Raw genomic sequence first — 13,533 nt, 5'->3', positions numbered from 1 at the left:
GTTATCGTTAGCAGGCAACGTTGCTGTTGACGACCTGGCAGAGCGCCCGGATCTTGGTATCCACCGCACCGCCCAAGAGGACGAATGCCGCTGCCACCAACACCGTGATCAAGCCACCCGCCACCGCGTATTCCACGATGGTCAAGCCTTCTTCATCTTTGGCGAACCGGCGGATCGAAGTTCTGATTGTGTGCAGAGTCATTTTATTTACCTCACATTCGGAAGTAATACGGCCATGAACTTAGTTGTGGGGACAGCGCCAAGTCCATTTGAAATATTCGTTGTACTCACTGCAAAAGAGTCGCAAGCGTGATTCCGTGAAAGTTGCCGTGTCCCCTATCGCAAAGCGTTGAGATCAGCAGGCAACGTTGCCGTTGACGGCCTGGCACAGCGCACGGATCTTGGTATTCACGGCACCGCCCAGCAGAACAAAGGCAGCGGCCACCAATACGGTGATCAACCCACCGGCCACGGCGTATTCCACAATGGTCAGGCCATCTTCATCTTTGGCGAACTTCCGTACCGAAGCCTTGATAGTTTGAAGAGTCATTTCGCGCACCTCATCGGGGTTGTTTTTCAAGGGCAGGACATTGCGAACTGCCTGATGCAACCCTAGTCAGGAGGCCGGCGTAGCCGTTAGGAGGATTTTGCACATCGCTAGGATTATTTTGCGCAAGGTCGTCCGCTGGGGCCGTGGGAGCCGTTGCGATGGAATGGCGATAAAAATGTGATTTTTGATAAGAATTTATTCGGCGCGGTAATAGCACATTGACGATACTTCCGGCTAAAGGGCAGGAAGAACCACTGAGTAGGCACATGACGTCGAATCTGACCGGAAAGCCAAGGTTGTTGTGGTTCGATCTGACTCACGATCGGTCCACGAAGGAACTCGCCATCCAGTTCGAGCAAGCCTGCCATTGCACGCTGGCCAACAACACCATGCTGCCGGGTGGAGAGCAGGTCGACATGATCTGCATTCACTTCGACCGACCGGACACTCCGGGCCTGAGGCGTTTGCTGGAGATCAAACGGACCGTGCCGACCATCCCCATCACCATGTTCACCGTGCAGCACTCCGAAGAGCTGGCGGTCTGGGCCATGCGCTCCAATGTCTGGGAATACATGGTCCTGCCCCTTTCAGCCACCGAAAGAAAGCGCTACCTGACAGCGGTGGTGCAATTATGCGAGTTGCGACGCAATATCGGCGGCCGGGGCAAGACGTCGTTGATCGACCACTCCCCCTCCCTGCCGGACAGCATCCGCCTGACCTCCGGCCACCAGAAACACCAGGCCCTCAACCACATCCTGTTGTACATCGACCAGCACTTTCGCGAAAGCATCGATCAGCGTGACCTGGCCAAGCGTTGCGGCATGACCACGTTTCGCTTCAGCCGCCTGTTCAAGGAAGCCAACGGGCTGGGCTTTACCGACTACGTCCTGAACAAGCGCATGAGTTTTGCCAAGGAACTGCTCGATAACAGCGAAATGCCCATCACCAGCATCGGCTATGAAGCCGGCTTCAAGGATCCGTCCTACTTCGCTCGCGCTTTCAAACAATACGCCAGTTGCACGCCCAGCGAATACCGCCTGGCGCGGCACGTGCGCACAACGGTCGTCACGCCATCGGTGCCGGAGGAAGCGAGCACGGCAACGCTTGAGAGCCTGGTACACAGCTTGGAGGGGTGATGAGCATCTTGATACGGAGACTGGCGTTCAGGCTTTCAAGGGGCGAGCTTTCTTCTCTCGATAGGGACTGACAAGACAATGCTGGTGCGCGTCTCTCCGTACGCGTTGATATTGGCAATGATCGCCTCGATTTCAGCCATCGATTTGGCATAGATCCTGATCAGGTAGGAATCGTTACCTGTGATATGCAGGCACTCAACGACTTCGGGAATGTCCTGGAGCGTCGCTATCAATTTGGCTTTCGCCGGCTTGAGAGTGGTGATGCCGACGACAGCAGAGATGCCGTACCCCAACTTGGCGGGGTCTAACTGGGCGCTATAGCCCTTGATGACCCCAGAGTCTTCCAGTTTGCGTAACCTGTCAGTGGTGGCAGGAATAGAAAGACCCGCGTGCTTGGAAAGTTCCGTGATGGAAATGCGGCCACAGTCCTGTACCTTCCCCAGGATTTTTATGTCTATACGGTCCATGTTCGTTTCTCTTGGTAAGAACTGTAAAATTTAATGAAAAGCCCGCGTTTTTCATTAAAAAAATCATGCACCAAAATAAAGCAGAGTGCTAGCCTATTTCTTGCCTGAAAAGCCTGAAAAGAATCCGGGCATCAATAGCCCTCCTCGTTAACATGACGCACTGCATAATAAAATATTCTCTCCAGGGATGGTGTTCGTATGGAAGATGAGAAAATAAAGTGTGGAAAAAAGTCTCATCCGTTGGCCCAGCATGTTGGAACGCAAGTCCTAGATCTGGGTAATTTCAAAAGGGATCAGCTGCTGATGTACCTGATGGGCGTCTGCCTCTTTTCGGTGGGCGCCAAGTGCTTCATTATCAGCCAACTGGGAACCGATCCTTTAGATGTCCTGATCATTTCGATAGATAAGCTACTTGCCTTCGGAATGGGCGCATGCTCGGCCATTGTCTCCTTGTTCTTTCTAATATGGTGGATGCTCTGGAATAAAAAATACCCTCCGATCAGCCCATTCATCACCACCACGCTGACAGGCCTGCTGATTGACTTATGGTCGGTGCTGGGAATGGGCGAGTACTTGATTGCCAGACTCAATGAGTACACGTTACTGGCGCTGGGACTGATCCTGTGTGCCTACTCGTCTGCGTTGATCATTATGAGCGGTATCGGCATCAGAATCATGGATCTGGTGGTATTGACCATGGTTTCCAAATGGGGCTGGTCATTCACCAAGGCCAAAATGATCATTGAAATTGGCATCTTTTCAAGTGGCTGGTTGCTGGGAGGTCCTTTTGGCCTGGGAACAATTGCCTTCTTGTTGGTCATCGGCCCACTTATTCAACCGTTCATGAACATGAATACCCGGCGTTTCTCACTCAAGAACCACGGGTTGATACGCGCCTCGTCCGTTTACTGATTACAACAAAATGACTGCCACTTATGGCGGCTGGATCGTTTCGCCTCAATTTTTTGACCGATGATGTTGTTGGCAACTTTCGCAATGAGGAAATGAGAGATGGACACTACAAAAAATAAGAACTGGACCTTGGAAAGCACCCCGGCAAAACTGGAAGAACTACTTCCTGGGGGGGCTGTAAAGTGTCATCTTTCACCGCGCAACTGTGTCATCCAGGAGGGCAAGTTAGGTTTTTGCAAGGTTCGCGGAAATCGAGGCGGCCGACTGGTTACATTGAATTACGGAAAAGGCGTTCACAGCACTGAAGAGACGATCGAAACCGAGGCGGTCTTCCACTTTGCCCCCGGCGAGCGAATCCTTTCCCTGGGCAACATTGGTTGCATGCTCAACTGCGGTTACTGCCATAACTGGAAAACCTCGCAAGCCAAGTATGTCACCGACAAGGATGTGTATTACTACACCCCGGAGCAGGTCGTGGAAACCGCGCTCAAGCACGGGATACGCGTCCTCTCCTGGACGTATAACGATCCTGTGGTATGGCATGAATTCATCCTCGACACGGCAAAACTGGCCAAGGAAGCAGGCCTGATCAACCTGTATAAATCAGCCTTTTTCATCAGTGAAGAAGCCATTGATGAATTGTTGCCGGTCATTGATATTTTCTCGATTTCGCTCAAATCGATTTCCCCCGAATACTATCGGAAAGTCACCACGGGCTGGGTTGAGCCGGTCCTGGCAGGTATCAAGAAAGTCTACGACGCCGGAAAATATGTTGAAGTCAGCACCTTGATGGTGACCGACATCAGCGACGATGAAGACACGGCCAGAAAAATCAGCCAATGGGTATTGGATGAACTGGGTCCGAACGTGCCCCTGCACTTCGTGAGATTCCACCCCGATTACAAAATGAGCAATAGCGTTCGAACGCCGGTAGACAGGCTACTGAAGGCTCGGGATGTCGCCCGGAGCATGGGCGTCGAGCATGTCTACCTGGGGAATGTGAATGATGTCGAAGGTACCAATACCAGTTGCAATAACTGTAACGCCCTGCTCGTTACCCGCTACGGCCTGAACGCCGAAATCATCGGCCTGGACAGTAAAGGCTGCTGCTCCCGGTGCGGCCATGATGCGCATTTCAAATTGCTGGGCGAATGCAAAGCCAGTACGCCGGTCGGGATGCAAGAGGATGCGCTGTCTGCTTACGAGAAGCGAAAATTCGAGTGGCACGGAGATATCGTATCGCTGCACGCTCAGGTGCTGAATACCGAAGACTTCGAACAGACCGTCTACCTGCGCCGCAACTATACCGACGGGCGCAACAGCGATTGGAAATCACTGACATTGCGCCCGCATGAAAGCTATCGATTCATTATCGCCAAGGCCCGAATCGATGAGTCGGGGCCTGAGGTCTGGCTACCCGACGGAGTGAATTCAAACCTTCATGAAGTATTCGACAGGGCTCACTTCCCAACCGAGTCGATCGAAGAGATTGGTATTTCGCAAAACGACATTACGCCGACCATTGGCTATGAGGGCAAGCAGAACATGTACGAACAGGTCATCAGAATGGTGACCCAGGCATGAACGTATCCACCGAAATACTTCATATCAAAGTCGATGACCGAGAGGCTTACCCCTCGGTCACACCGATTTATCAATGCAGCGCCTTCAGTGCTGACTCGGCATTCTTCTATTCGAGAAAGGCCAACCCCAATGTGACTGAGTTGGAACAAGTGGTCGCGTCCCTGGAAGGGAGCGAATACGCATTGGCCTACAGCACCGGGATGAGCGCCATCTACATGGTGTTGGAACTGTTGAAACCGGGCGGGTCACTGGTTATCAACAAATACATCTATGGCTGCTCCTACAAGCTGTTCCAGCGATACGCTGCACGTATCGGCGCACAGTTGACGATCCTGGATCTCACTACAGAGACTGGGTTGAAGGCGCTGCCATCCAACGTCGACATGGTCATTTTTGAAACACCGACCAATCCTTTCCTGAAAGACATTGATATTCATGGGGTCAGCAAAGCAGTCAAACAAATCAATCCAGACGCCCTGGTGATTGTCGACAACACGTGGGCCACGCCGATCTACCAGAAGCCGCTGAACTTTGGCGCCGATATCTCACTGTACAGTGCGACGAAATACTTCTCCGGGCATAGCGATGTCATGGGGGGACTGGTGCTCGTCAACGACCAGGCGATCTATAACCGCCTGCTCGAAGGTCGCTTTTATTCAGGTTCGATATTGACCCCCAATAGCGCATGGTTGCTTCGTCGAAGCATGCAGACGTTCACCCTGCGCATGGAGAAACACAGCCATACGACCTTGAGCATGCTCAACTACCTGCGAGAACTGCCATTTATCGAGCATGTCTATTACCCACGCATCGATGGCACGCAGCTGACGGGTTATGGCGGCATTGTGTTTGTCGATATACGGCCCGACCTGGTGCCCTTTTACAAAACCTTCACCAGCGCCCTCAAATGGTTTGGCACCGGCACGGGAATGGCCTGCGTGACCTCGATGGTCGCGCAGCCGTTCAGTGGTAGCCATGCCTCGATGACGGAACAGGAAAAAGCGGACATGGGCATTGGAAAGGGCCTGGTTCGATTGTGCTTTGGCCTGGAAGACCTCGAGGATCTGAAAGAGGACTTGCTGCAAGCATTCGAAGCCATGGAAAACAAGGCTGACCAGGCAAGCTCACTCAATCCTGCGTAGCGGTAGTCATGAGCAACGGGCGCCCAAAACGCTCGTTGCTTTTTTATGGAGAAGCGAGCGTGCCCAACGCAGTCGAAAATACGCTATTCGAACACCCTGTCCTCAATGTTATCCATCTTCTGAATACGATTGCCCAGGAAAACCCAGCGGCTATATCACTGGCCTCCGGGCGACCTGACGACGAGTATTGCGATCCCGCGCTCATCGACAAGGGCTTGGCCCGCTATCGACAACATGTCGCCAGTACCGAACTCTCACTGGCAACCCTGCTTTGCCAATATGGAAAAACCTCCGGGATCATCAATGAAATAGTCGCCGACTACCTATACATAGATGAAGCGATAAAAATTTCCAGTCCCGAAAATATCGTGGTGTGCATGGGCTTCCAGGAAGCTTGCACCTTGACGCTCTTATCGCTCTTTGAGGGAGGCGGTATTTTACTGGTGCCAGATCCGGTGTTTTCCGGGATCACAGGTATCGCAAAACTGCTGGGCATAAAAATGCTCCCCGTTCCAATGGCGACCTTTCTCAATCCAGCCGCCCTGCGCAAGTTGGTTGAAGATCTTGAATCCAAAGGGGAAAAAATACGGGCACTGTATGCGATTCCAGACTTTAGCAATCCTACTGCCGACAGCCTGTCCTATCCCGCCAGACAGGCAATGCTCCGCTTAGCCAATGAACTGAATTTCTTCATCCTGGAAGACACTGCATACCGCTACTTCCGATACGAGGGAGATGAGATTGCGTCGATGAGATCGATGGACAGCCGCCGAGTATTCCTGCTCGGCTCGTTTTCCAAATCGATTTTCCCGGGCTTGCGCATGGGCTATGTAGTTGCTCCGGAAGGCGCAGGAGTCATGCCTTTCAGCACGAGGTTATGCAAGGCCAAAAGTTTGATCACGGTCAATACCCCAGCCCTGTGCCAGGCAATCGTTGGCGGTTTACTGATCGAAAACAATTACTCGCTGAAGGACCTGAACCAACCCAGAGTATTGTCTTATACGCAGAAGAGGAACCACATGCTTGAATGCCTTGAGCGCGCATTTCCATCCGAAGGCGATTCCCAACGAACCGTCAGCTGGAATCATCCCGTGGGTGGCTTCTTTATCAATGTGCACCTGCCTTTTGTCTTCGGACAGGCTGAAATGAACGAGTGTGCCAGGCACTTCAAGGTCATTGTATTCCCCACCTCCTTGTTCTCATTGACGAACGAAGGGGTCAATCAGGTCAGGTTGTCGTTCAGTAATGCGACAGCCACACAAACCACACAGGCGATAGGTCGTTTCAAAGCCTACGTTGAGTCCAAAGTGGGTAAAGTCCCCTTTTGACTTCGAAGGGGACCGATTCACCGAAGGGGAAACTTCTCAGGCTCCCGTGGCCAGCATGACGCCGGTTGCCACTTGGTACGCCCCTAGCAGACTGATGGTTGCCCCGGAGAAGTAATTGATCAATTTAATCTTCGACTGGGCGATCCTGGCCTTGAAAATGGAGGAGAAGCCGCTCAATCCCAGCCACCAGACGGCCGAGCCCAGAAATATGCCGGTCACCATGGGCAGCACTGAGTGCTGACTGCCCTGTTCGCTGGTCATGCCATCGCTCAGTGCGGCAAAAATCGCAATAAACGACAAAATGGTCATGGGGTTCGACAAAGTCAGGAACAGCGTGGTCGAGTAAGCCTTGAACATGTTGGCGCGCTCGCCCCCCATGGCGGTCGCATTGCTGTTAGATCGTATAGTCTGATAACCAATGTAGGCGAGGAACAGTCCTCCCAGAATACATAACCAGGGCTTGAAACTGATGAGCGTCGCGATGATCGCGGTGATACCCAACGCACCTATGAACCCATAGATCGAATCGGCGGTAGCCGCTCCCAACCCTGTCGCAAAACCGGCTCTCCAGCCAAGCATGAGACTCCTTTGTATGCACAACAACCCGATGGGCCCCACAGGGGCCGCAATGCAAAGCCCAATGACCATCGATTTAACGAAAATCAACATAGATACACCTCCAGAATGGCTACTGGAAGGTTAGGAGAACGGCATTTTTTAAGAAATTAATTATTAATTTTCACACATGCTTTTCCGTTAATTTTGCATGTATTTCGCCAAACCTTCCGTCATTATTAAGGCAATAAGGCCCACGCCCTAAAAAACATGCAAATAGTTCGTTTAAAGCACCTGGGGCGGTCCAGCGCTGATTGAAATGGTTTTTTTCACAGGCATAAAAAAACGCCGCTCGATGAGCGGCGTTTTTTTGAATTTGGAGCGGGAAACGAGACTCGAACTCGCGACCCCGACCTTGGCAAGGTCGTGCTCTACCAACTGAGCTATTCCCGCAAATGGCGTCCCCTAGGGGACTCGAACCCCTGTTACCGCCGTGAAAGGGCGGTGTCCTAGGCCACTAGACGAAGGGGACACGCTGCCCGGAACACATGGTGTGTGTCCCAGTGCCCAGCACCGAACCCGAAGGTATCGTTTCTGGTTTCACTCAATCCTGCCCGAAAGCAAGATTGTTTAAAATTGGAGCGGGAAACGAGACTCGAACTCGCGACCCCGACCTTGGCAAGGTCGTGCTCTACCAACTGAGCTATTCCCGCATTGGCGTCCCCTAGGGGACTCGAACCCCTGTTACCGCCGTGAAAGGGCGGTGTCCTAGGCCACTAGACGAAGGGGACACACGTACAACATTCACTGCTTATGGCGCTTGGCTGAGTGCTTTACGCTGTAAGTGGCGCGCATTCTATGGATGGATTGAGGGGTCGTCAACCCCCAGATATAAATTTATTTAAATCAATGACTTCGACCGGTTTGAGGAGCAATTCGCAGATTTTGCCCGTCCAGTCTCTGACGCCTATATTCTGTCGCCCGCCAAGACGTTATAGTCGCGCCGGGCAAATAGTGGCAATGTGCATCTACGCTACTGTGCCTCTGGCCAGCAACACGCCCGTCTAATCTCGTCGTTCGGGCCTATGCGCTTAAAAGCCTAGCCACTACACTGATGTATGCGAACCCTATTAAAGAGGTCTTACCGGTGACACCACTCATGATCACCCTGCTTGTCGTAGCCGGGATCGCACTGTTGATCGCCATTGGCTACATGAACCATGTGGCGGAAAACAGCAAGCTGGAAAAGGCCCGCACCAAGGTTGAACTCAATGACCGCCTGCGTCGTTGCGGCGAGCTCACCGAGACCTTCCCCGGCCAGTTCATGACCCCGGCCCTGAAGCTGCTGATCACCCGTCTTGAAATCAATGTCTGCCAGCGCTTGCTGGGCATGGAGAAGACCAATGCCGCGGTGAAGGCACGCCTGGATGAATTGAACACCCTGGCGGCCCAGGGCGAATCGATCCCGGTGAACAATCCCCCGGCACCGATCCAGACCGAAGCCAAGGCCAAGGACGTGCGGTTCCTGCTCGAGGCCTTGCACGGCCAGATCACCCGCGCCGCCCAGGACGGGTTTCTGCCGCCGAACGAAGCCAAGCGCTGGATCCGCGAAGTACGGCACATCCTGGTGCTGCTGCACATCGAGTTCTTCAACAACCTCGGCCAACAGGCCTTGCAGCAGGAACAACCGGGGCAAGCTCGCCTGGCATTCGAGCGCGGCGTGCAATACCTGCGCAAGCAGCAGGAACCACAGGTCTATGCCGAACAACTGGCTTACCTCGAAAAACTCCTGGCCCGCGTCAATGCCATGGTCCTGGCCAGTACCAAGGCGGCCGAAGGTGAAGTCAACCAGTTGACCGAAGGTTTGAAGGAAGACGAAATGAACGATGAATGGAAGAAGAAGAAAGTCTACGACTGAACCTTATTGTGGCGAGGGGATTTAGCGAAACGTCGCACCGCCCCGCTGGGCTGCGAAGCAGCCCTACGTTATTAACTGACACACCGAATGTTCAGGTTTTTGGGCCGCTTCGCAGCCCAGCACAGGGCGGTGCGAGGTTTCGATAAATCCCCTCGCCACAGGTTATGGTCTCAAGCTGCCTACGTTACAACCTGAAATGCCCAACCATCCCCTTCAGCTCTACGCCCAACTGCGCCAGTTCAACGCTGGACGCGGCGTTGCCTTGCATCGCCAGAGAGGATTGATCGGCACTGGCGCGAATATTGGTGACGCTGCGGTTGATTTCTTCGGCCACCGAGCTTTGCTGTTCGGCTGCCGCGGCGATCTGCTGGTTCATCTGCTGGATCAACGATACGGCTGCCGCGATGCTGCCCAAGGCACTTTCAGTCTGTAGGGCATCGCTGACCGCCATCTTCACCAGCTCTCCACTGCTCTGGATCTGCTGCACGGAAGTCTGGGCGGCGGAACGCAAGGCACTCACCAACCGCTCGATTTCCTCGGTGGATTGTTGTGTGCGCTTGGCCAGGGCCCGCACTTCATCGGCCACCACCGCAAAGCCCCTGCCCTGCTCACCGGCGCGAGCCGCCTCGATGGCAGCATTGAGCGCCAGCAGGTTGGTTTGCTCGGCGACACTCTTGATCACGCTCAATACCGTGCCGATGTTCTGGATCTCGGCGCTGAGGCTTTCGATACTGGAACTGGCCGACGTGGCCGAGTCCGCCAACTGCTCGATACGCGCCATACTCTGGCGCACCACCTGCTGGCCACTTTCGACTTTGTCGTCGGCGGTCTGCGCCGCCTGGGCCGCTTCCTCGGCATTGCGCGCCACATCGTGCACGGTAGCGGTCATCTGGTTCATGGCCGTGGCAACCTGTTCGGTTTCCTCTTTCTGGCTGCTGACTTCCAGATTGGTCTGTTCGGTCACGGCCGACAATGACTGAGCGGAACTGGCCAGCTGCTCGATACCGGACTGCAACCCACTGACGATATTGCTCAGCCCGGCCCCCATCTGCTGCATGGCCAGCATCAACTGCCCGATTTCATCCCGGCGCGTCACTTCGACCGTTGCACTCAAGTCCCCTCCGGCAATTTGCTGGGCGACACGGATGACGCTGCGCAATGGCGCCACGATCAGTCGGGTGATGACCCAGGCCGCAATCAACCCTACCAGCAACGCCAGGGCCGACGAACCGACGATCAACAACGAATTCTTTTTCAACTCGGCCTGCATGGCCTGATCTTCGGCCGCATAGGCCTGGTCAACCCGATCCACTACCTGGGCAGCCCGTTCACGCAACTGCCCGGAGATGACCTTCTCCTGGGCCAGCAGGCCGGTATATTCGGCAAGTTTCTCGTTGAACCCGGCGATGTGCCCAGCCACTTCGTTGATGACGGTCTGGTAGCCCGGGTCTTTGATCGCGGTCTTGAGCACTTCGGCCTGCTTCATCGCCTGCTCGGCCTGTTCGATCTGGCCCTGCCCGGCTTCTTCACTGCCTTTGCGGGTCTGATCGAGGCGCACCCGCGCCTCATTCATGGCCACCAGCATCAACCGCGACACCTCGCTGACCTGGTTGGCTTGTTCGACGAATTCGGCGCCCTCCTTGCCCTGGGTGTCTTTCAACGTGTAGGTGCCATCATCCGCCAACCCCGCCCGCAACACATCCAGGTTATTCGCGACGCTGGACACCGACCAACTGGCCATCTCCAGCGCCAGGTCCTTGCTCTGGCTCAATCCGACGAACTCGTCGAACGCCTTGCGATACGCCACCAGGGCCTGTTCCACATCGTTCATCACCGGCACATTGGCAGCCGACTGTGCCTTGAACTCGTTTGCCTTGGCGATCAAGCTGTCGACGCCCTGGTGCAGGGCATCGACCGTCTTGGGATCGGAGCGCAGTGCATAGTCCTGTTCGAGCAGCCGGATCTTGAGCAGCTCGCTACTGAACGATGACATCTGCTTCAAGCCATCGAAGCGTTGGCTAATGGTTTGCAAGGACCAGACGCCGATGGCTGCCACGACTGCCGTGAGCAGTAGCACCATGACAAACCCGATCCCCAGCTTCTTTGCCATACCCAGGTTGGCAAAACGTCTTTGCACGGCCGAAATCATTGCGCTCAGTCCTCTGCCAGTGTGTGTAATCGCAGATTCGCAACGAGACGCCCCATCGCACAAGATGCTGACGTCGGAATAATGGCAAAAAGCTACGGCTCCGTCGTTTTCAGAACACTTGAGGTCGATCCAGACCCGTGGCCCGGAAGAACGCCAACGCCCGGGAGTCCCGGGCATAGGCCACGTTGATCCGTAGCCAGTCACTGTCGACACCCGAAGGGCTGAACGCTGTACGCGAAGACAGCAGCACGCCGAACCGCTTGGCCAGGCGCTGTAATCCAGCGTAGTCGCACATGGGCGGACGTGCCCAGATGAACAGCCCACCGGCCGGTTTGCCGAAGACGGTCCAGTCGGCGTCCTCCAGTACCTGGAGCACCGCAGCCATTTCGGTAGCCAGGCGTTGCCGCTGGCGCTGGATCAGCTTGCGGTAGGCGCCGTTGGCCAACAGGCCGGCGACAACCGACTCGCAGAACCGCGAACCGCCCATGCTGGTGATCGCCTTGACCTTGCTCAAGCGCTCGATGATCGCAGCCCCGGCCACCACGAAACCGACCCGCAGGGAGCTGCTCAGGGTTTTCGAGAAACTGCCCACATAAAGCACATCGGCATCCAGCGCTGCCAAGCGGGTCCGTGTTGTGCTCTGGAAGTCGGCATAGACGTCGTCCTCAATCACCAGCACCGAATGCTTGCGGGTCAACTGCAGCAGCCGCTGGGCCACGGCCGGCGCCAGGCAGCTGCCGGTGGGGTTGTGACACGCGCTGTTAATGAACAAGGCGCTGGGCCGGTGGGTCGCCAACAACGTTTGCAACGCGTCGACATCCGGGCCCCGTGGGGTCCTGGGCAACTCGATCATGTCGATCCCATGGAGCCTGAGCAGCTCGAACAGCCCCGAATAACCGGGGCTTTCCACCACGACGCAACAGCCCGGCCGCAGCAGCGTCCGCACGATCAGGTCCAGGCCATGGGTCGCCCCTGTCGTGGTCAGGATGAGGTTTTCATCCACATTGATATTGAGCTGCTTCAAACGCCTGGACAGTTGCTCGCGCAAGGCGGGCAACCCCAGCGGCGTGCTGTAATTGAACAGCCCCGCCATGTCGGTGCGCGAGACCTGGCGGATCGCATAGGCCAGGTCATCGCTTTCGCGCCAACGTTCAGGCAATCCGCCACTGCCCAACTTCAATTCCCACTGTCCATTGTCGGTTGAATCGGCCCGGGGACATTGCACCTCATCCGACACGCCTCTGCCGGAAAGTCCGGGTCTGATCGAAGAAGGTGATGCGACGAAAAAACCCGAGCCATGGCGGGAGGCCAATATCCCTTGGGCAACCAGGCGTTCACACGCTTCATTGACGCTGGACTGGCTGAGCAGATTTTCCCGCGCCAATTGGCGAATGGAAGGTAGACGGGTCCCCGGTTGCACCCCAGCCTGTCGAATCCAGCCGGCCAGCGCATCGACAATTTGCTGCACGACAGGCACCAGGGCCTGCCGGTCGATTCTCAACTCCATGAGTAACCAAGCTCCTAAGCGATTGTTTTATTTCCAGAAACAGTCGGTTTTCCGATGGCAGTTAAGCACAGGGTGCCGCCGGACGATGTACGACAACGTCGTCAAAAGGGCCGATTCTCACGCCTTGAAACACATTGACGGGCCGATCCAGGGAATTTCCAGCAGCCCAAGAAAAAGCCCGCGACAGGCGCGTAATGCTGTTCACTTAAGCATTTGAGTCCAAGCCGGGCTTTCTAGAAAATCCGATACCAGTCCTCTGGTATCGGATTTTTTATGCCCATTCAG

The 13,533-nt window shown here is 55.0% G+C and carries 12 protein-coding genes, 4 tRNA genes and 1 pseudogene; 6 read left to right on the top strand and 11 right to left on the bottom strand.

The window, feature by feature from the left end:
- Positions 1–7: 7 nt before the first annotated feature.
- Positions 8–202: a Flp family type IVb pilin gene (locus FBX99_RS13020; RefSeq protein ID WP_144929551.1), complete on the bottom strand. Its 195-nt coding sequence runs from the start codon at positions 200–202 to the stop codon at positions 8–10.
- Positions 203–355: 153 nt separating this feature from the next.
- Entirely contained in the window at positions 356–550 is a 195-nt protein-coding gene (locus FBX99_RS13015; RefSeq protein ID WP_144929552.1) for a Flp family type IVb pilin, read from the bottom strand.
- A gap of 266 nt (positions 551–816) precedes the next feature.
- On the opposite strand from FBX99_RS13015, the gene FBX99_RS13010 reads away from it, so the two are divergent.
- Complete coding sequence (locus FBX99_RS13010; protein WP_145131747.1) at positions 817–1,686, top strand: DNA-binding response regulator; 870 nt, start codon at positions 817–819, stop codon at positions 1,684–1,686.
- 35 nt (positions 1,687–1,721) lie between these two features.
- On the opposite strand, the gene FBX99_RS13005 is transcribed toward FBX99_RS13010, so the two are convergent.
- Positions 1,722–2,153 carry an Lrp/AsnC family transcriptional regulator gene (locus FBX99_RS13005; RefSeq protein WP_144929554.1) on the bottom strand — a complete coding sequence of 144 codons (432 nt, stop codon included), beginning with the start codon at positions 2,151–2,153 and terminating at the stop codon, positions 1,722–1,724.
- Between the two features lie 198 nt (positions 2,154–2,351).
- Between FBX99_RS13005 and FBX99_RS13000 the strand changes: the two genes are divergently transcribed.
- The 4 genes from FBX99_RS13000 to FBX99_RS12985 all read left to right on the top strand — a co-directional run bounded on the left by FBX99_RS13000 (position 2,352) and on the right by FBX99_RS12985 (position 7,119).
- On the top strand, positions 2,352–3,065 hold the full coding sequence (locus FBX99_RS13000) for a YitT family protein (protein ID WP_144929555.1): 714 nt from the start codon (positions 2,352–2,354) through the stop codon (positions 3,063–3,065).
- Positions 3,066–3,164: 99 nt separating this feature from the next.
- Positions 3,165–4,649 carry an AmmeMemoRadiSam system radical SAM enzyme gene (gene amrS, locus FBX99_RS12995; protein ID WP_144929556.1) on the top strand — a complete coding sequence of 495 codons (1,485 nt, stop codon included), beginning with the start codon at positions 3,165–3,167 and terminating at the stop codon, positions 4,647–4,649.
- The gene (locus FBX99_RS12990) at positions 4,646–5,791 is read left to right on the top strand and encodes a PLP-dependent aspartate aminotransferase family protein (protein WP_145131745.1); all 1,146 of its coding nucleotides are present in this window, start codon (positions 4,646–4,648) and stop codon (positions 5,789–5,791) included. The genes amrS and FBX99_RS12990 overlap by 4 nt, the downstream gene beginning before the upstream one ends.
- A gap of 59 nt (positions 5,792–5,850) precedes the next feature.
- Positions 5,851–7,119 (top strand): PLP-dependent aminotransferase family protein, encoded by a 1,269-nt coding sequence (locus tag FBX99_RS12985; RefSeq protein WP_144929558.1) that lies wholly within the window; start codon positions 5,851–5,853, stop codon positions 7,117–7,119.
- A gap of 36 nt (positions 7,120–7,155) precedes the next feature.
- Here FBX99_RS12985 and FBX99_RS12980 read toward each other — a convergent pair whose 3' ends face one another.
- The 5 genes from FBX99_RS12980 to FBX99_RS12960 all read right to left on the bottom strand — a co-directional run bounded on the left by FBX99_RS12980 (position 7,156) and on the right by FBX99_RS12960 (position 8,465).
- Complete coding sequence (locus FBX99_RS12980) at positions 7,156–7,788, bottom strand: LysE family translocator (RefSeq protein WP_144929559.1); 633 nt, start codon at positions 7,786–7,788, stop codon at positions 7,156–7,158.
- 263 nt (positions 7,789–8,051) lie between these two features.
- Positions 8,052–8,127: transfer RNA gene (locus FBX99_RS12975), tRNA-Gly, on the bottom strand.
- Between the two features lie 3 nt (positions 8,128–8,130).
- Positions 8,131–8,206 (bottom strand) — tRNA-Glu (locus FBX99_RS12970).
- A gap of 105 nt (positions 8,207–8,311) precedes the next feature.
- A tRNA-Gly gene (locus FBX99_RS12965) sits at positions 8,312–8,387 on the bottom strand.
- 2 nt (positions 8,388–8,389) lie between these two features.
- Positions 8,390–8,465, bottom strand: a tRNA-Glu gene (locus FBX99_RS12960).
- A gap of 356 nt (positions 8,466–8,821) precedes the next feature.
- Between FBX99_RS12960 and FBX99_RS12955 the strand changes: the two genes are divergently transcribed.
- On the top strand, positions 8,822–9,592 hold the full coding sequence (locus FBX99_RS12955; RefSeq protein ID WP_144929560.1) for a hypothetical protein: 771 nt from the start codon (positions 8,822–8,824) through the stop codon (positions 9,590–9,592).
- 184 nt (positions 9,593–9,776) lie between these two features.
- On the opposite strand, the gene FBX99_RS29580 is transcribed toward FBX99_RS12955, so the two are convergent.
- The 3 genes and pseudogenes from FBX99_RS29580 to FBX99_RS12945 form a co-directional block, all read right to left on the bottom strand.
- The gene (locus tag FBX99_RS29580; protein WP_371928346.1) at positions 9,777–10,481 is read right to left on the bottom strand and encodes a methyl-accepting chemotaxis protein; all 705 of its coding nucleotides are present in this window, start codon (positions 10,479–10,481) and stop codon (positions 9,777–9,779) included.
- Between the two features lie 204 nt (positions 10,482–10,685).
- A pseudogene (locus FBX99_RS29575) lies at positions 10,686–10,862 on the bottom strand (HAMP domain-containing protein); the annotation flags it as partial.
- 988 nt (positions 10,863–11,850) lie between these two features.
- Entirely contained in the window at positions 11,851–13,248 is a 1,398-nt protein-coding gene (locus FBX99_RS12945; protein WP_144929562.1) for a PLP-dependent aminotransferase family protein, read from the bottom strand.
- Between the last annotated feature and the right edge of the window lie 285 nt (positions 13,249–13,533).

It is taken from the genome of Pseudomonas sp. SJZ074 (assembly GCF_007828215.1).
In the GTDB taxonomy this organism is placed as follows: domain Bacteria; phylum Pseudomonadota; class Gammaproteobacteria; order Pseudomonadales; family Pseudomonadaceae; genus Aquipseudomonas.
Note: the sequence above shows the minus strand (reverse complement) of the source record. Positions and strands in the feature narration are given on the sequence as shown.